18 protein-coding genes are annotated in these 17,798 nt (G+C 74.7%); 7 read left to right on the top strand and 11 right to left on the bottom strand.

Annotated features, from left to right (window positions below; genetic code table 11):
• The first annotated feature begins 3 nt into the window (after positions 1-3).
• A complete protein-coding gene (locus VKA29_RS22900; protein WP_324787820.1) occupies positions 4-600 on the top strand; it encodes a hypothetical protein in 597 nt (198 codons plus the stop codon).
• Here the strand turns inward: VKA29_RS22900 and VKA29_RS22895 are convergent.
• Positions 569-967 carry a nuclear transport factor 2 family protein gene (locus VKA29_RS22895; RefSeq protein WP_324787819.1) on the bottom strand — a complete coding sequence of 133 codons (399 nt, stop codon included), beginning with the start codon at positions 965-967 and terminating at the stop codon, positions 569-571. The genes VKA29_RS22900 and VKA29_RS22895 overlap by 32 nt on opposite strands.
• Before the next feature lie 104 nt (positions 968-1,071).
• Here VKA29_RS22895 and VKA29_RS22890 point away from each other — a divergent pair, with 104 nt between their 5' ends.
• Positions 1,072-1,824 (top strand): class I SAM-dependent methyltransferase, encoded by a 753-nt coding sequence (locus VKA29_RS22890; protein ID WP_324787818.1) that lies wholly within the window; start codon positions 1,072-1,074, stop codon positions 1,822-1,824.
• A gap of 325 nt (positions 1,825-2,149) precedes the next feature.
• On the opposite strand, the gene VKA29_RS22885 is transcribed toward VKA29_RS22890, so the two are convergent.
• The 6 genes from VKA29_RS22885 to VKA29_RS22860 form a co-directional block, all read right to left on the bottom strand.
• Complete coding sequence (locus VKA29_RS22885; RefSeq protein ID WP_324787817.1) at positions 2,150-3,316, bottom strand: serine hydrolase domain-containing protein; 1,167 nt, start codon at positions 3,314-3,316, stop codon at positions 2,150-2,152.
• A gap of 96 nt (positions 3,317-3,412) precedes the next feature.
• Positions 3,413-4,381 (bottom strand): acetylxylan esterase, encoded by a 969-nt coding sequence (locus tag VKA29_RS22880; protein ID WP_324787816.1) that lies wholly within the window; start codon positions 4,379-4,381, stop codon positions 3,413-3,415.
• Between the two features lie 256 nt (positions 4,382-4,637).
• A complete protein-coding gene (locus tag VKA29_RS22875; protein ID WP_324787815.1) occupies positions 4,638-5,222 on the bottom strand; it encodes a hypothetical protein in 585 nt (194 codons plus the stop codon).
• Positions 5,223-5,438: 216 nt separating this feature from the next.
• Entirely contained in the window at positions 5,439-6,194 is a 756-nt protein-coding gene (locus VKA29_RS22870) for a ferredoxin reductase (protein WP_324787814.1), read from the bottom strand.
• Positions 6,187-6,792 carry a sulfite oxidase-like oxidoreductase gene (locus VKA29_RS22865; protein WP_324787813.1) on the bottom strand — a complete coding sequence of 202 codons (606 nt, stop codon included), beginning with the start codon at positions 6,790-6,792 and terminating at the stop codon, positions 6,187-6,189. Before VKA29_RS22865 ends, VKA29_RS22870 begins: the two co-directional genes overlap by 8 nt.
• Before the next feature lie 229 nt (positions 6,793-7,021).
• Positions 7,022-7,486 carry a MarR family winged helix-turn-helix transcriptional regulator gene (locus VKA29_RS22860; RefSeq protein ID WP_324787812.1) on the bottom strand — a complete coding sequence of 155 codons (465 nt, stop codon included), beginning with the start codon at positions 7,484-7,486 and terminating at the stop codon, positions 7,022-7,024.
• 275 nt (positions 7,487-7,761) lie between these two features.
• Between VKA29_RS22860 and VKA29_RS22855 the strand changes: the two genes are divergently transcribed.
• Entirely contained in the window at positions 7,762-8,601 is an 840-nt protein-coding gene (locus tag VKA29_RS22855; RefSeq protein WP_324787811.1) for a putative protein N(5)-glutamine methyltransferase, read from the top strand.
• A 43-nt stretch (positions 8,602-8,644) separates the two neighbouring features.
• Here the strand turns inward: VKA29_RS22855 and VKA29_RS22850 are convergent, their stop codons facing one another.
• On the bottom strand, positions 8,645-9,214 hold the full coding sequence (locus VKA29_RS22850) for a hypothetical protein (RefSeq protein WP_324787810.1): 570 nt from the start codon (positions 9,212-9,214) through the stop codon (positions 8,645-8,647).
• Positions 9,215-9,476: 262 nt separating this feature from the next.
• On the bottom strand, positions 9,477-11,543 hold the full coding sequence (locus VKA29_RS22845) for a SpoIIE family protein phosphatase (protein ID WP_324787809.1): 2,067 nt from the start codon (positions 11,541-11,543) through the stop codon (positions 9,477-9,479).
• A 258-nt stretch (positions 11,544-11,801) separates the two neighbouring features.
• Between VKA29_RS22845 and VKA29_RS22840 the strand changes: the two genes are divergently transcribed.
• The 4 genes from VKA29_RS22840 to VKA29_RS22825 all read left to right on the top strand — a co-directional run bounded on the left by VKA29_RS22840 (position 11,802) and on the right by VKA29_RS22825 (position 15,978).
• Positions 11,802-12,677 (top strand): hypothetical protein, encoded by an 876-nt coding sequence (locus VKA29_RS22840; protein WP_324787808.1) that lies wholly within the window; start codon positions 11,802-11,804, stop codon positions 12,675-12,677.
• A gap of 211 nt (positions 12,678-12,888) precedes the next feature.
• Positions 12,889-13,248, top strand: a complete 360-nt coding sequence (locus VKA29_RS22835) for a hypothetical protein (protein WP_324787807.1) — start codon at positions 12,889-12,891, stop codon at positions 13,246-13,248.
• Between the two features lie 128 nt (positions 13,249-13,376).
• On the top strand, positions 13,377-15,392 hold the full coding sequence (locus VKA29_RS22830; protein ID WP_324787806.1) for an NADPH-dependent 2,4-dienoyl-CoA reductase: 2,016 nt from the start codon (positions 13,377-13,379) through the stop codon (positions 15,390-15,392).
• A 34-nt stretch (positions 15,393-15,426) separates the two neighbouring features.
• Positions 15,427-15,978: a PadR family transcriptional regulator gene (locus VKA29_RS22825; protein ID WP_324787805.1), complete on the top strand. Its 552-nt coding sequence runs from the start codon at positions 15,427-15,429 to the stop codon at positions 15,976-15,978.
• A 58-nt stretch (positions 15,979-16,036) separates the two neighbouring features.
• On the opposite strand, the gene VKA29_RS22820 is transcribed toward VKA29_RS22825, so the two are convergent.
• Positions 16,037-16,603, bottom strand: a complete 567-nt coding sequence (locus VKA29_RS22820; protein WP_324787804.1) for a hypothetical protein — start codon at positions 16,601-16,603, stop codon at positions 16,037-16,039.
• A gap of 194 nt (positions 16,604-16,797) precedes the next feature.
• Positions 16,798-17,793 carry a fibronectin type III domain-containing protein gene (locus tag VKA29_RS22815; RefSeq protein ID WP_324787803.1) on the bottom strand — a complete coding sequence of 332 codons (996 nt, stop codon included), beginning with the start codon at positions 17,791-17,793 and terminating at the stop codon, positions 16,798-16,800.
• Positions 17,794-17,798 lie beyond the last annotated feature (5 nt).

The raw sequence follows: 17,798 nt of genomic DNA, 5'->3' as shown, positions 1-17,798 counted from the left end.
CCCGTGGGCCGATCCGTCCTGGCGCTGGCCACCGCGCTGGTGCTGTTCTCGGGCTGTGTCTGGTACGTCCCGGCCGTGGTCGACCTGCGCGCCGGCGACGACCGGCCCGCCTCGGCGCGCACGGCCGCGGCCGCCTGCCTGACCGGGTGGGCCGCGGTCGCGGGCGTGGCCGTCCTGCTGGCCGCGACGGCCGTGTGGTGGGCGCCCGCCGGCGCGGCGGTCGCGGGCGCCGTCGCGACGGCCGGCCTGCGGCTCCGCGCCGGGGTCCAGCGCCGGCGCGAAGCGCGGGAGACCGCGTCGCAGCTGGCGGCGCTGCGCCTGGGCCCCGTCGCACCGCCGCACGGCGGGAGGGGTTCCCGGGGCGTCTTCGCCGCCCTGGTCGGCGCCGGACTGCTCGGCGGCACGGCCGTCGCGGCCTGCCTGATCGTGGCCGGTCCCGGGGGCGGCCGGGCCTGGACGGCGACCGCGGCCGCGTCCGCCGCGGTCGTCGCCCTGTTCGTCGCCCTAGCGGTGACGTACGCGGTGCGCCCGCCGCACCGGCGGGCCGGCCGGCCCGCCCGCGTGGCGGTCAGCCGATCCGCGCCTGAGCCTCCTCGGTGATCCGGTCGAACTGGGCGCCCATGGCCGCCGCCAGGGCCTGGGCGGCGGACAGCGGCCGCACCATGACCATGAGCCGGTCGACCAGTCCTTCCTCGTCGAGGTGGATGAAGTCGCAGCCGGTCAGCGCGCGGTCGCCCACCCGCGCGCTGAACACCAGGGCGTGGTCGCGGCCGTCGGCCCCGGCGAGCTCCTGCTCGTAGCGGAAGTCCTCGAAGACGCGCGCCACCCCGCGCAGGATCGCCGCGGTGAGCGCCTTGCCCGAGTACGGCGCGAACGCCACCGGGCTGGTGAACACGACGTCCTTCGCCAGCAGCGCCTCGACGGCGTCGAGGTCACCGGCCTCCACCGCTTCGCGGAACGCTCGCATCGGATCACCCTCATAGTCAATTAGTGGAGTAGGTGCAGAAGAGACTAGTCAGCGGCCGGGGAGGTGTCCATGCGTCCGCTGCCGCGCTGTCCTAAGCTGACGCGGTGTTCAGCCCCGAAGGCCCCACCCTGCGCGAGCTCGCCGTCCAGGCGCTGTCGTCGGTCGAGCGCGGCTACGACCTGCTCGCGCCGAAGTTCGACCACACCCCCTTCCGGACGCCCGACGCGGTGCTCGACGCGGTCGCCGCCGACCTGGCCCGCACCGGCTCCTTCGACGCCGGGCTCGACCTGTGCTGCGGCACCGGTGCGGGGACCGACGTCCTGGCGCGGGTGTGCCGGCGCCGTGTCGTGGGCGTCGACTTCAGCGCCGGGATGCTCGACGTCGCCCGCGGGCGCGGCACCGGCGCCGGACCGCGCCCGGAGTACGTCCGGGCGGACGCCCGCGCGCTGCCCTTCGGCCCCGTCTTCGACCTCGTCGTCAGCTTCGGGGCGTTCGGGCACTTCCTGCCGCGCGAGCTGCCGGGGTTGTTCGCGCAGGTCCACTCCGTGCTGCGGCCGGGCGGATGCTTCGCGTTCCCGGTCCTGGCCCCGCCGCGCCCCTCGTCGCCCGCGTTCTGGATGCTGTTCGGTTTCGACGCGGTGATGCGGGTGCGCAATGCCCTGTGGCGGCCGCCGTTCGTCATGTACTACCGCGCCTTCCGGCTCGGGCAGGTGCGGCGGGAACTGGAGCGGGCCGGGTTCCTGGTGGAGCTGCACGCCCTGCCGGAGTTCGGGCGGCGCCGCGACGGCAGCCCGCGGGTGCGCACGCTCGTGGCGCGCCGCCCGGTCACGCCGGCCGGGCCGCCGCGGGCGGCGTGACCTCGTAGACCGGGACGTGCTGCCCGGGCGGACCCGGATGTGCTGCCGGGGCGGACCGGGACGTGCTGCCCCGGACCGGGATGTGCTGCCGGGGCGGACCTGGACGTGCTGCCCCGGACCGGGATGTGCTGCCGGGGCGGACCTGGACGTCCTGTCGGGCGCGCGCCACCCCGGCGGCCGGTCAGGCCGACATCCGGGTCCTGCCCGGTCAGGCCGGCACCCGGGGGCGGTGCCCGGTGGGCCGGTACGGTCCGGTGGGCACCCGGGGGGCGGTGCCCGGTGGGCCGGTACGGTCCGGTCGGCGCCGGCCCGCCGCGGGTGCCGTTCACAGTGCGTCGTACACGGCCTCGACCAGTGCCGTCTTGCGCGGGTCGTCGGCGATGTGCGGCCCCATCCGGTTCATCACGTAGCCCAGCGACACGCCGGCCTCCGGGTCGGCCAGTCCGCAGGAGCCGCCGAAGCCGTCGTGCCCGAAGGCCCGCGGGTTGGGGCCGTAGGAGCCGTTCCGCCCGCTCAGCCAGACACCCAGCGCCACCTCGGTGTCGTGCGCGAAACCGGCGCCGAGCACCAGGTCGCGGCAGCTGCCCTGCCCCTCGCGCACCCGCTCGGCTGCCGCGGGGGAGAGCACCCGCCGGCCGGCGTACGTCCCCCGGCCCGCGAGGACGCCGTACAGCGCGGCGACGGCCCGCGCGGTGCCGTGTCCGTTCGCGGCCGGGATCTCGGCGGCCCGCCAGGCGGGCGTGTTGGCTTCCGCCGCGCCCACCAAGGGGTTGGTCAGCGCGGCCGGCGTCGGCGGTGTCAACCGCATGGGCGGGGCGGGCCGTTCATCGTCCACCGCGGCCCTCCGGTGCACCAGTTCGGCCGCCCGGTGGGCCTCCTTCTCCGGCAGCCCGATCGTGAAGTCGATCCCGAGCGGCCCGGTCACCTCGCGCTCCAGAAACGCCCCCGGCAGCAGCCCGGAGACCCGCCGTACCACCTCGCCCACCAGGAAGCCGAAGGTCAGGGCGTGATAACCGGACACCGTGCCCGGCTCCCACCAGGGCTCCGCCGCCGCGAGCCGCCGCGTGGTCAGCTCCCAGTCGTAGAGCTGCTCGAGCGAGTGCGGCTCGCGCAGCCCGGCCAGCCCCGCCCGGTGCGACAGCAGGTGCCGCACCAGGACCTTCTCCTTGCCGGCCGCGGCGAACTCCGGCCAGTAGGCGGCCACCGGCGCGTCGAGGTCCAGCAGGCCGCGGTCGGACAGGATGTGCGCGCACAAGGCGGCGGGTGCCTTCGAGGTGGACCACACGTTGACCAGGGTGTCCCGCTCCCAGGGCCGGCCGCGCCGCGCGTCGGCCCACCCGCCCCACAGATCCACCACCGTGACCCCGTCGACGGTGACGGCCACCGCGGCGCCCAGTTCGTCCCGGCCTTCGAAGTTCTCCTCGAACGCCGTCCGCACCGCCGCGAACCGCGCGTCGCAGTGACCGTGCACCCGGTGATCGCGCCGCGTCATGAACCCCTCCGTCGTCAGCCGGAGCCCGGGACGCGCTGTCGCGGCCCGGGCCGTCCGAACATACCGACTGGTCGGACACGAGGGAAGGGCGGGCCGTCAGGCGTACGACCGCAGCCAGCGCAGCTTGGCCGCCTCCTGGTAGGGGCCGCCGCCCTCGTGGTCGTTGAACTCGTACACCTCGATCGCCTTGTCGTCGTGCGCCCAGGCGTTGAACGCCGCGAAGACCGTCGACGGCGGGCAGGTCTGGTCCTCCAGGGCCGTCGAGAACAGGGCCGGCGCCCGGCCGCGGGCCGCGAAGTGGACTCCGTCGAAGTAGGCGAGCGTGCGCAGCGCGGCCTCGCTGCGGCCGCGGTGGGTCTTGAGGAACAGCCCTATCTCCCGGTAGGGGTGACTGTCCGTCAGGGTCACCGCGCGCGGGTAGTCGCACAGGAACGGCACGTCCGGCGCGACCGCGGCCAGGTCCGGGACCAGTCCGCCCACGGCGAGGGTGATGCCGCCGCCCTGGCTGGCGCCGACGGCCACCGTGCGGGAGGCGTCGGTCTCCGGGTGCGAGCGGGCCGCCTCCACCGCGCGGACCGCGTCGGTGAACACCCTGCGGTAGTAGTAGTTCTCGGGCGCGTCGATGCCCCGCGTCATGAAACCGGGGTAGGCGGGCGCGCCGCCCACCGGGTCCGGCGTGTCACCGCCGCCGCCCCACGCGCTGCCCTGGCCGCGGGTGTCCATGACGAAGTGCGCGCGGCCCGTGGACGCCCACAGCAGGTGCTCGTGCGGCAGGCCCCGTCCGCCCCCGTACCCGACGAACTCCACCACCAGCGGCAGCGGTCCGTCCGCCGCGGCGGGCAGCCGCAGCCAGCCCTTCACCGGGTGACCGCCGAACCCGGCGAACGTCACGTCGAACACCCGCACCGTCGTCAGCCCCGTGTCCACCGGCTCGAAACGGGCGTCCAGGTCGTGCTCGCGCGTCTCCCGCAGGGTCTTGGACCAGAAGGCGTCGAAGTCCTCCGGTGCGGTGGACGTGCTGCGGTACTCGCGGAGTTCGTCGAGGGGCAGGTCGAACAGGGCCATGAAGGACCGCCTTTGGTGAAGGGTCGGTGCGGATGATCACACCGTACGTGGAAGATCGGACGACTCGCCAGACCCGCACCGCGTCCGGAGGTGATCCCGGCACCCCGTTCCTGGTCTCGCTTCCGCTGGTCAAGCGGTGCGAACAGGACTCGCGCGGGGGTGGGAGGGAAGACCCCGGCGGACTACCGGCCGGTAGGATTCGTCGGGTCACCGCCCGTCGCGGCCCGCACGCCCGGGCGGTACGCGGGACGCGGCGTCACGCGCGGCGGCGCGTCCACTCAGGTCCGGTCCGGGCCCACGCCCGCTCCCACTCGGCGAGCCTGCGCCCGAGGGCCACGCGGCGTACGACGGCGTGCCCGAGGAGCACCAGGGCCGCCGTCCCCGCGGCGGCGCACGCGCCGACGGCGAGGGAGTGCTGCCGGACGTCGCCCCGGCTCGGCGGCGCGGGGACGGTCCGGCGCCGGGAGTCCAGCCACACGTCGACGGTGTCCCCGCGCCGGGTGCCCGCCGGGACGCGTGCCCTCGCGGTGTGCACCTCGCCGGCCGGATCCGTCCAGCGCACGGCCGCACGGTAGGCGTGCTGCCGCCCGCTCCGTACCGCCGGCAGCATGTCGGGGGCGGCGCCGACCGCTTCGGCGCGCACGCGGTGCCGTTCGGCGCGCTGTGCCGCCGCGACGGCGCGCGCGTCGTCATGGGCCCACCGCCCGGCCGCCGCCCCCGCGAGCGGCACGCCCACCACCAGCAGGACGGCGACCACCAGCACCGTCCACGCCTCGACGACATCCGACCGGCGCCGCAGCGCACCGCGCCGCCAACGCCAGCCGCGCACCCGGGTTCGCATGGGGACCGGATACCCAGGCCCCCGGAGTTCCTTCCTCACCGCACCCGTCGGCCGCCCGGCCCACCACGGGCCTGCGGTGTCCGCGCCGCGGGGGCTTGGCTCGCCGGCTGCCGTGGCCATCGGCTCCGCGCGGCGTGCCGGGCCGGCCCGGTCGGCACGACGCTGACGGGGCAGGCCGGGGCTGGCGGGGCCGGACGGGCCGTCGGGGACGCGGGGTCAGCCGAAGCGTTCGATGCGGATGCGGCCGACGGGCTGGCCGGCCTGCACCAGGAGACGGGAGGCGTGTTCCGCGAAGCCGTTGGAGCCGCACACATAGGCCTCCCACCCGCCGGGTGGCCGCTCGGCCAGGAGCGGCGCCACATGTGCGGCCGTCAGGCGTCCCACCGGCACGCCCCGCGGGGCACTTCGGGTGAACACCGGCGTCGTCTCCGCGCCGAACTCCCGCGCGTAGATCAGTTCCTCGGGACCGCGCGCGGACACCAGCAGCCGCAGCGGCACGGACAGGCCCCGCAGCCGGTGGTGGCGCACCATCGACATCAGCGGTACGACCCCGGAACCGGCGCCGATCAGCAGTGCCGGGCGGTCGCCGGGCCAGGCGAAGAACCCGCTCAGCGGGCCGCGCACCTCGACCCGGTCGCCGGGCCGGGCCACGGTGTGGAACCAGCCCGAGACCTCGCCGCCCGCGACGTGGTCCAGGGTCAGTTCGACGTGGCCCGCGTCGTCGGGCGCGGACGCGATGGAGTAGTGGCGCTGCGCCGCATAGCCGTCCGCCGCGGTCAGCCGCAGCATCAGGTGCTGGCCGGGCAGATGGCCGGACCACGTCGGAACCGCGAACCGGAAGGTGGCGGCGTGCGGCGTCTCGCGGCGGATCCCGGTCAGGGTGGCGGTCTGCCACCGCCCGGCGACCCGCTCGTTCACGGCGATGCGGCCGGGCACGGCGAACCGCGTCGGGGGAGTGAAGGTCTCAGTCACCGGAGTACCGCTGCTCCTGCCAGGGGTTGCCGCGGGCGTGGTAGCCGTTCTGCTCCCAGAAACCCGGCTCGTCGTGGTCGAGGAGCCGGATGCCGGCGATCCACTTGGCGCTCTTCCAGAAGTACAGGTGCGGCACCAGCAGCCGCGCCGGCCCGCCGTGCTCGGCCGTGAGCGGCCGGCCGTCGTACTCCCAGGCGATCCAGGCGCGCCCGCCGGTCAGGTCGGCCAGCGGCAGGTTCGTGGTGTACCCGGTGTGCGAGTAGGCCACGGCATGGGTGGCCGACCCATGGGGCCGGACCACGTCGAGGAAGGCGTCCAGGGACACGCCCCCGAACCGCACCCCGAACTTCGACCAGCTCGTCACGCAGTGGATGTCGCCCTCGTACACCGACGCGGGCAGCGCGTGCGCCTGCTCCCAGTCCCAGGTGCGCGGCCGCTCGACCAGGCCGTCGACCCGGAAGGTCCAGTCGGCGGGCGCCAGGTCGGGCGTGACCTCCGCGGACAGCACGGGCCAGTCGTCGCCCGCGTCGTACTGGCCGGGCGGCAGGCCGGGGCGGAGCGCGCGGGGGCGTCCGGTGAAGCCTCGGGTGACGTTCATGCGGATCCAGCGGGACGGCGTCGGTAGCTCACGCACTCAACCGTACGTGCGTCCCGGGAGTGCTTCCGCACCGGGCGGCCCGGCGATCACCGCGGACGGGTGAAGTCTCCGGCGCCGACGCCGTCCGCCTGTACGAGTCCCTGGGCTTCCGGCCGCGCCGCGGGACCCTCTTCCTCGGCGCCCGCACACCGGAACACCGCCCGCACGCACAGGCGGTGGCCGCCGCCCTCTAGGCACGCCGTCCGGCCTGGTCCTCGTCCTCCCCGGCGCCGGATCCCGGCCACGCGTTGTAGCGGGTGAGATACCGTGCGAACCGTTCCAGATCCTCCTCCGACCAGTCCGCGAGCCGCTCCCGGAGGGCCGTCCGGCGGCTGCGGGTGACCCGGTCGAGGATCCGGCGGCCGGCGCCGGTGAGGTGCAGCACCTGCACGCGGTGGTCCTCCGGGTCCAGGCGCCGCTCGACCAGGCCGGCCCGCTCCAGCGCCGTCACCTGGCGGCTGACCGTCGACTTGTCCAGGGCGTAGTGCGCGGCCAGGTCGGTCGCGCGGCAGCCGCCGCTCTCCTCCAGGTGGCCGAGCAGGGTGTAGGAGACCAGCGACAGCTCGGGGTGCAGGCGCCCCGCGGACGCCCGGGCGCGGCGGGCGAAGACCGTCATCTCCCGCTGGATGGTCTCCACGGCCTGCTGCGCCTCCACCGGGCCTCCCTCGCTCTCCTGGTTGCACCGTACAACCCGGAGCGCGGGGTGCGCCGTGCGGCCCCGACCGGAGGTGACCGGCGCATGCCACGGCGGCTCGGGGCTGCGGTAGGGTGACCGTCCGGCCGAGGAGCGTCCCGGCCGCCGGTGGACCGAGGAGGTGGGAGTCATCACCGCTGTGCCAGACCGGGTGCTCTCCCCTCGCGTCGACGCGGACCGTCGCCGGTAGGTGACCGCGGGAGCGCCCTTCGACTACCGAAAGGCCCTCGGCCCAGATGCCTGCGTCGTCTCCTTCGTCTCCTTCGTCCCGCTTCTCCCTTCCCGCCTCTTCTTCCGTGTCCTCCGTTTCTTCCTACGACGCCGTCGTCGCCGCGCTGCGCGCCGCGGGCTGCGTCTTCGCCGAGGAGGAGGCGCGGATGCTGCTGTCCGCCGCCCGCACCCCGCGGGAGCTGGCCCTGCTGGTCGACCGGCGGTCCGGCGGCCTGCCCCTCGAACTGGTCCTCGGCTGGGCCGAGTTCCGGGGGCTGCGCATCGTCGTGGAACCCGGCGTCTTCGTCCCCCGGCGGCGAACCGAGTTCCTCGTCGAGCAGGCCCTGGCCCAGGCTCCGGCGGCCCGTGTGGTCGTCGACCTGTGCTGCGGCTCGGGCGCCGTCGGCGCGGCCCTGGCCGCCGCGCTCGGTCCCGTCGAGCTGCACGCCGCCGACATCGACCCGGCCGCGGTGCGCTGCGCCCGCCGCAACGTCGCCGCGGCGGGCGGTCAGGTCCACTCGGGTGACCTGTTCGAGGCGCTGCCCGCCGGCCTGCGCGGCCGCGTCGACGTCCTCGCGGCCAACGTGCCCTACGTACCCACCGACGAGGTCGGCCTGCTGCCCCCGGAGGCCCGCGACCACGAACCGCTGGTCGCCCTGGACGGCGGCACCGACGGATTGCACGTCCTGCGGCGGGTAGCCGCCGAGGCGCACCGGTGGCTCGCCCGCGGCGGCTGCCTGCTGGTCGAGACGAGTGAACGGCAGGCCGGAGCGGCCGTGGACGCCTTCTCCCGCGGCGGGCTGACCGCCCGGCTCGCCCACGACGAGGAACTGGGCGCCAGTGTCGTGATCGGCGTCCGGACGTAGCGCCACCGCCCGACGGGGTTGCCGACGGCGACGACATCCGCCGCTAGCGGGGGCCGTGCCCCTGCATCATGCCGTGGCCGGATCCGTCGCCGTACCCGGGCATGTCGTGGTCGGATCCGTTCTCATGCCCCTGCATCATGCCGTGATCGCATCCGTCGTGGTGCCCGTCGTAGCGGCCCTCGCCCCAGTTGCCCGTCATGGCGTACATCGCGGTCCGCGTGTTGCCGGAGTGCGGCCCGACCAGGGCGGCCTTCTCGCCCTTCTTCAGGTAGCCGGTGCCGGAGGCCTTGTTGCCGTCGTGGAAGACGACGGTGTTCTTGTTCACCGTCCACGTCCAGGCGGCGCCGTCCTCGCTCTTGACGGTCACCTGGTCGTCGTAGACCTTCTGGACGGTGCCGCGCTGCCAGGCGCGCACCACCCACTTGCCCGTGTCCGGGTCCTTGACGGTCGACTCGCCGTGCACGCCCATGCGGAACGCGCACCGGTGGCCGGTTCCCTCCGGCGACGGCGTAGCGGACGGGGAGGCGGCGGCGCCCCCACCGGCTCCGTCCGAGGCCGCTGCGTGGGCGACGGTGCCGCCGAGGGCGAAGACGGCGACCGTGACCGCCGCCATCACCGGGCGTGCCCGGCGGGACCGGCCCCGCCACGGCCTGCCTCGGCCCGCGCCCGGCGGACGGTCCGGTCCGCCCGGACCCGTCGTCACTTCCCGCTCCGGTGTCGGTTCGTGCGTCACGGCTCGCTCCCATCGGCCACGGCACCCGGTCTCCGCGTGCCCTGCCTTGTCCTGCTCTGTTCCCATTGTGGGCTGGGGACGATAAGGACTGGATAACGGATTTCCGGGGAAACCGCCCCCGGGCGGGTCGCCCCGCGGCCGGTCAGCCCGGCTGCTGCACCCGGGCGATCAGCAGCGCCACGTCGTCGGGGTTGTCGGGCTGGTAGAGGGTGCGCAGCAGGAGGTCGCACACCTCCTCCAGCGGGCGGTCGGGTCCGCCGAGCAGGCCGAGGAGCGCCTCCAGACGCTCGTCGAGAGGGTCCTGCCGGGTCTCCACCAGGCCGTCGGTGTAGAACACGAGCCGGTCGCCGGGCGAGAGGTCGATCGTGGTGGTCGAGAAGGCGACGCCGCCCACGCCCAGCGGCGCTCCGGTGGGCAGGTCGAGCAGTTCCGGGCGTCGGCCCTCGCGCAGCCGGGCCGGCGGCAGGTGCCCGGCGTTCGCGATCCGGCACTGCCGCGACTGAGGGTCGTGCACGGCGTACACGCAGGTCGCGATGGAGTGGTCGAGGCCCTCGGTGATCCGGTCGAGGTGCTCCAGGAGACGCGCGGGGTCGAGGCCGAGCGAGGCCAGCGTGTTCGTCGCGGTGCGCAGCCGGCCCATGGTCGCCGCGGCGGTGATCCCGCTGCCCATCACGTCCCCCACCACCAGTGCCGTCCTGCCGCCTTCCAGGGGGATGACGTCGAACCAGTCGCCGCCGACCTCGGTGGTGGTGCCGGCCGGCTGGTAGCGGGAGGCGACCTCCAGGCCGCCGGTCACCCGCGGGTGGCTGGGCAGCAGGCTGCGTTGCAGGGTGAGCGCGGTGTTCCGGGCGTTCTGGTACCAGCGGGCGTTGTCGATCTGCACCGCCGCCCGGGACGCCAGCTCCCGGGCGAGCAGCAGGTCGTCCTCGGTGAACGGCAGCGGGTTGCGGGTGCGCTTCAGGTCGAGCGCGCCGAGCACCTCCCCGCGGGCGATCAGCGGCACGGCCAGGTACGAGTGCACGCCCGCGCCGGCCAGCAGTTCCGCCGCCTCGGGGGAGCGGGCGATGCGCGGCAGGTCGGCGTCCTGGACCTCGGCGACCAGGACCGGGCGGCCGGTGCGCACGCACTCGGTGACCAGGCGGTCGGGGCCGTAGGCCGCCACCTGCCCCGGAGAATCGGCCGCCCGCAGCGCCTGCGGGGCGTTGTCCGCCCGCACGGCCAGGGCCCGGATCACCGCGGACTCCGCGGGACCGAGGCTGCTGCGTCTGCCCTCCGCGACCGCGTCGAGCAGGTCGACGGCGGCCACGTCGGCCAGTTCCGGGACGGCCACGTCGGCCAGTTCCAGGGCGGTGCGTTCCAGCTCCAGGGTGGTGCCGATGCGGGCCGAGGCGTCCGCGACGACGGCGAGCCGGCGGCGTGCCGTCTCCGCCTCGATGCCCGCCCGGTGCTGGTCGGTGACGTCCGCGACGGAGACCGCCACGCCCAGCACGGTGCCGAGCGCGTCCTCCAGCCGGTACAGCGAGATCGACAGGGCGTGTTCCTGGTCCGGGTCGGCCGGGGTGTGCCCGACCACCCGGTGGCCGACGAGCGGTGAGCCGGTCTCCAGCACCTCGCGGATCGCGGCCTCCATGCCGTCGACGTCGAGGTGCGGCAGGACCTCGCGGACCGTGCGTCCGATGTGCTCGCTCGCCGGTATGCCGTTGAGCCGTTCCATCGCGGGGTTGACCGACACGTACCGCATGTCGGTGTCCAGGACCGCCAGCCCGTTCGGCGACTGGGCGATCATCCGTGTGGACAGCGCCACGTCGCGTTCCAGCTGCCGCACGGTCGACTGGTCGGCGCACAGGCCGAGCGCGTAGACGTCGCCCTGGTCGTCCAGCAGCCGCATGTTGCGGAACTCCACCAGACGGGTGCTGCCGTCCTTGCGCCGGACGGGGAAGGCCCCGGCCCAGCTCTGGCCGGTGTGCATGACGTCGGCGAACAGTTTGATCACCAGGTCGACATGCTGCTCGTGCACCATGATCCGGGCGGCGTACTGCCCGAGCGCCTCCGGGGCGGTGTAGCCGAACAGCTCCTCCGCCTGGGGGCTCCACAGCACGATGCGCCCGCGGGCGTCCAGGACCACCGAGGCCACCCGCAGCACGTCGAGCAGGCCGCTGGGCCGTATCGACTCGTCGCCGTCGGCCCACGGGAACTCAGGTGCACTCATGCACGCACCGCCTCCGCCTCCTTGCGCGGCACGCCGTTCCCCCGTGCCGACTCCCCTGTTCTACCGCGCTCAACCGTCCCTGTGACGCCTTCGTCGTCCTCCAGCGTCCCCCGGCACGGCCGGAGGTGTCCGGCGAGTGGGTGACGACAGCACCGGGCGGGCCGTTCCCCGGCCGACGCCTTCCCTCATTGGTCTGTACATGACTACACGGGCGGGTCAGACTGTCCGCCGACCCCACGCCCCCATGGAGGAGCCCCCATGCCGCTGCGCACCCGGCGATGCCGTACCGCCACGTCGGCCGCCCTCGCCGCTCTCGCCGTACTGGCCGTCCTCGCCGACACCCCGGCCGCCTCGGCCGCCGACACCTGGACCGAGGTGGGCTCCGACCGTGCCGACCCGCTGACCGAGAGCCAGGGGCTGGCCTCCGTCGAGGTCCCGGCCGGCAGCGCCAACCGCTACACCGGCATCGGCACCATCCCCCTCGGCGTGTCCAGCCGCGGCTGGAACCACGTCGGCGACCCCGACGCCTCCTACGACGGCCACTACATCGAGCCGTACCAGCGGGACGACGGCGCCGCGAAGATGTTCCGCGTGCAGGCTCCGGACGGAACCTGGTCCGAGTACACCCACGCGCTCGGCCCGGGCGAGGCGCTCAACAACTCCTGGGTCGCCGTCTCGCCCGACGGCCAGTGGATGCTGGCGGGCGAGTACGGCACCATGAACCGGCTGCTGGTCTTCCCGACCCCGGGCGTCAACCCGGCCGCCTCGCCCTCGGCGAACCTGCCCCAGGTCTCCACCGTCCGCCTCGGCCACGCCGTGCGGGACGTGCAGGGCTGCGACTTCTCCGGCCCGACGACGCTGCTGTGCTCCTCGGACGACCCGGACGGCACGCTGTTCGGAGTCACCAAGCCGCTGCTCCGGATCGACCTGTCCGCGCCGCCGAACGGTACCTCGGACGTCTCCGGCCAGGTCACGGCCCTGCGGCAACTGCCGCTGCGCAGCGCCTGCTCGGGCACCTTCGAGGCGGAGGGGATCGACTACGACCGCCGCACCGGCACGCTGCGCGTGATCGTGGTCTCCCCGGGCTTCTGCGTGCTGACCGACAGCAAGACGTACCGGTTCACCCGCGGGTGAGCGGGTGAGCGGGTGAGCGGCTGAGCGCTTGGGCGCCTGGGCGGGCGGGGCCGCGCCGGGGCGATGCGCCCGAGAGGCGATGCGCCCGCGAGGCGGTGCGCCCGTGCTGATGCCGCCGTGGTGATGTGGTGCTTTTCTGGTGGGTGGGGCGCGGCCGTACGGGGAGACGGTCCCGTGGGGCGGCGGCCCACCCACGGAAGGAGCGACCACGATGGACAGGCATCCGGAATCGGTCTCCGTCGAGATCAGCGACTGCAGCGAGGAGGACGCCCGGATCGTGTTCGACACCCTGTGCGCGTGCTTCGCGTCCGACCGGTGCGCCGAGGACGTGCCGGAACGGCTGGACGAGACGCGGCCGACGGTGTGGCTCGGCACGTTCGACGTCACCGACACCCGCGGGAGCTGCGCGCCCGCCCACCTCTCCGGAACCGTCACCGCGGACGTCCAGGGCGGCTACTGGGCGGTGGACCGGCTGCGCACGACGCTCGGCTCCCTGTTCTCGGTGCGGGACCTCACCGGCGCCTCCGGCGACCAGGAGCGCGACGTCCACCTGCGGCTCACCAGCCGGTGACGCGAGACGGCTCGGGGCCACCGTGTCCGACGGTGGCCCGCGTCACGCCCCCACGTTTGTGCAACTAGTTGCACAAGCGGCGCGGCGTCCTCTACAACTGAGGCACCACACCGCGCACGGAGGGGCCGATGAGCCGTTACCCGCACCTGCTGAGCCCGCTCGACCTGGGCTTCACCACGCTGCCCAACCGCGTCCTGATGGGCTCCATGCACGTCGGCCTGGAGGAGGCCGAGGGCGGCTTCGAGCGCATGGCGGCGTTCTACGCCGAGCGCGCCCGCGGCGGAGTGGGCCTGATCGTCACCGGCGGCATCGCACCCAACGAGGAGGGCCGGCCGTACGAGGGCGGCGCGAAGCTCACCACCGAGGCGGAGGCCGAGCGGCACCGCGTGGTCACCGACGCCGTGCACCGCGAGGGCGGGCGGATCGCGATGCAGATCCTGCACTTCGGCCGGTACGCCTACCACGCCGACCTGGTCGCGCCGAGCCCGCTCCAGGCCCCGATCAGCCCCTTCGTGCCGCGCGAGCTCACCGACGCCGAGGTCGAGCGGACCATCGACGACTACGCCCGCGCCGCCCGCCTCGCCCGCCTGGCCGGATACGACGGCGTCGAGATCATGGGCTCCGAGGGCTACCTCATCAACGAGTTCATCGCCGCGCCGACCAACCACCGCACCGACCGCTGGGGCGGCTCGTACGAGAACCGCATGAGCTTCCCCGTCGAGATCGTCCGGCGGGTGCGCGAGGCCGTCGGCGAGGACTTCGTCATCATCTACCGGCTGTCCATGCTGGACCTGGTGCCGGGCGGCTCGTCGCTGGACGAGGTGATCACCCTCGCCAAGGCGGTCGAGGCCGCCGGAGCCACGATCATCAACACCGGCATCGGCTGGCACGAGGCCCGCATCCCCACCATCGCGACCTCGGTGCCGCGCGGCGCCTACACCTGGGTCACCGAGCGGCTCATGGGCGAGGTGTCCGTACCGCTCGTCACCACCAACCGCATCAACACCCCCGAGGTCGCCGAGGAACTGCTCGCCTCGGGCCGCGCGGACATGGTGTCGATGGCCCGTCCGATGCTCGCCGACCCCGACTTCGTCGCCAAGGCCGCCGCCGGCACGCCCGAGGCCATCAACACCTGCATCGGCTGCAACCAGGCCTGCCTCGACCACACCTTCAGCGGCAAGATCACCTCCTGCCTGGTCAACCCGCGCGCCTGCCACGAGACCGAACTGGTCCTCGCCCCGACCCGGCTGAAGAAGCGGGTCGCCGTCGTCGGCGCGGGCCCGGCCGGACTCGCCTGCGCGGTGGCCGCCGCCGAACGCGGCCACGCCGTCACCCTGTTCGACGCCGCGAGCGAGATCGGCGGCCAGCTCGACGTCGCCCGCCGGGTCCCCGGCAAGCAGGAGTTCGACGAGACGCTGCGCTACTTCCGCCACCGGCTCGCCGAGGAGGGCGTGGACGTACGGCTGGACACCTGGGTCTCCGCCGCGGACCTCGCCGACTACGACGAGGTCGTCGTCGCCACCGGCGTCACCCCGCGCGTCCCCGACATCCCCGGCGTGGACCACCCCAGCGTGGTCGGCTACCTCGACGTCCTGCGCGACGGCGCGCCCGTCGGCGACCGCGTCGCGATCCTCGGCGCCGGCGGCATCGGCTTCGACGTCGCCGAGTTCCTCACCGACGCGGGCGACAAGGCGAGCGAGGACCCGGCGACGTACTTCCGCCACTGGGGCGTCGACATGGACTACCGCGCGCCCGGCGGGCTCACCGCACCCGAGCGGCCCGCCCCGCCGCGCACCGTCCACCTGCTGCAGCGCAAGACCAGCAAGGTCGGCGCCGGCCTCGGCAAGACCACCGGCTGGATCCACCGCACCGAACTCAAGCACCGCGGCGTGACGATGGTGCCGGGCGTGCGCTACGACCGCATCGACGACGCCGGACTGCACGTCACCGTCGGCGAGGAGAGCACGGTGCTGGCCGTCGACACGATCGTGCTGTGCACCGGGCAGGAACCGCGCCGCGAGCTGTACGAGGAACTGGTCGCCGCGGGCCGCGCCGCGCACCTGATCGGCGGCGCCGACGTCGCCGCCGAACTGGACGCCAAGCGCGCCGTCAAGCAGGGCACCGAGGTCGCGGCCGCCCTCTGATCCGGCGGGACGCGCCGTCCCTAGGATGACCCCCATGTCACTCCCGCACGCGATCCTCACCGCCCTGCTGGAAAAGCCGTCCTCGGGGCTGGAGCTGACCCGCCGGTTCGACCGGTCGATCGGCTACTTCTGGTCGGCGACGCATCAGCAGATCTATCGCGAGCTGGGAAAGCTGGAGGCCGAGGGCCACATCCGCGCCCTGCCGTCCGAGCAGCCGGCCCGCGGGCAGAAGAAGTGCTACGAGGTGCTGCCCGCGGGCCGCGCCGAACTGGCCCGCTGGACCGCCGCACCGCAGGACCCGCGGCCGCTGCGCGACCCGCTGTTCCTGCGGCTGCGCGCGGCGGCCGTGGTGGGGACCGCGGGCCTTCAGGACGACCTGCGCCGCCATCTCGACCTGCACCGGCGGCAGCTGGCCGAGTACGAGGAGATCGAGAAGCGCGACTTCCCGCCCGGCAAGGACGGTGCCCAGGACCGCTTGCAGCACCTCGTGCTGCGCGCCGGCATCGACCTGGAGACCTTCTGGACACGGTGGCTGACGCGGGCCCTGGAGGAGTTCGCCGAACTGCCCGGCCCTCCGGCGGCATGAGCGTCCGGCGGCATGAGCGTTCGGCGGCATGAGCGCCGCCGCGGTCACCGGCGGACGGTCACAGCCGGTGCGGCTTGGAACGGCGGCGCAGGTACCAGCCGGTGGCGATGACGCCCGCGCCGACCAGGGCGCTGCCCACCCCCAGCGTCACCGGGCCGTAGTCGCGGACGGCGCCGCCGAGCCCGCCCATGACCCCGCGTGACGGCGTGGCCGTGGCCGTGGCCGAGATCGTCGGAGTGACGGTGGGGGTGGCCGCGGAGACGACGACGGACTGCGTGCCCGCGACGCTGTTGTCGAACGAGCACATGACGATCACGGTGTACGTCCCGGGGGCCACCCCCTGGAAGGCGGCCGTCTGCAGGGCGGTGGTGCCGGACAGCGCCACCTGCCGGCCCTGGGCGAAGCTCGTCTGGCTGCTGTTGAGCAGGGAAGCGGTGCCGAAGCTGCCGCTGCCGGTGGTCCGGGAGCAGGCGGTGGTCGTCACCGAGACCGTGGAACCGCTGGTACTGACCGAGATGCCCGACCCCTGGGCCACGGCCGGCCCGGCGGCCAGGGCGAGCGGGAGCGCGGCGGCGGCTGCCGCGGTCAGGAGCGAACGGGGAACGGGTGGCCTTGAATTGCGCATGTCCACTGCCTTCCGGCGGCACGGTTGGCGGTACATCCCTTGCGCCGCCGAGGATCGGGGAACGCCCGTGCTGCCTTCACAGGAAGCCAACGTGTCCCGGCCGCGTCCCGCATGCGGACGGCCGCCGGGCGGGTGACGCCGCCCACCGTCCGGGTGACACCCGCCGTCCTCCGGGCCGTCCTCCGGTTCTCCCGTCAGGGCCGCGTGGCCGGGCCCGGTCCCGTGGTCACCGACCGCTGCGCCGACCAGCCGCCCCAGGTGCCGTCGGGCAGACCGGCCCGGATCCGTACCCGGTGGCCGACCCCGGCCTCCCGGCCCGCGTAGAAGCTGTAGTCCGCCCGGCCGCGCGGCGGGTCGCCGCCGAAGACCAGCGAGGTGGTCCTGCGGTCGTCGAGGCGGATCTCGTACCGCGTGACCGGGCCGTCGGTGCGCGGCGGGACCCAGCTCAGATCGATGTAGTACGCCCCGTCGGCGCGGTGCGTGCCCGCGCGGAAGCCGGTGGGCGCGGTGTCCCGGCCGTCGTCGGAGCCGGGGGTGGTCAGCCGGACGGCGGCGCCGGGCGGTGAGACGTTCCCGGCCGCGTCGCGGGCCCGCACGGTGAAGGAGTATCGGGTGCCCGGCCGCAGTCCGGTGACGACGGCCGCCCGCTGGCCCCCGCCCACGCTGTGGATCTTCGTGCCGCCCTGGCAGACGTCGTACGACACCACGGCACGGTCGTCCCTCGACGCGGACCAGGACAGCTGGACCGCCCGGCTGCCCGCCGTGCGGCCGCGGGTGCTGCCCGGCCGGGTCGGCGGCGCGGTGTCCGTCGCCACCGCCGCGGGTGTCCTGGCCCGCACCTTCCGGCTGTGCGGCCCGAGCCGCCCCGCGGCGTCACGGGCCCGCACGGTGAACACGTACGTGGTGGACGGCCTGAGCCTGGTGACGTCCACCATGTGCGCGGAACCGGGCACCCGCGCCGCCTTGGTGGCGCCCCGGTACACCTCGTAGGCGCGGATGCGGGAACCGGCGGGCACCGCGTTCCACATGACGTGCACGCTGGTGGCGCTGCCCGCCGTCGCGGTGACGCCGTCGGGCGCCCCGGGGAGCCGGCCCTCGTCGCCCGTGCCGTCCTGGCCGCAGGACACGACGGGCACCAGGACGGCACACAGGGCGAGCAGTCGGCACAGGAGAAGGGCGGCGCGACGCACGGCTG

The sequence above is a fragment of the Streptomyces sp. H51 genome, assembly GCF_035656535.1.
Lineage (GTDB): Bacteria > Actinomycetota > Actinomycetes > Streptomycetales > Streptomycetaceae > Streptomyces.
The sequence above is the reverse complement of the archived record's forward strand: the minus strand, read 5'-3'. Positions and strand labels throughout refer to the sequence as shown.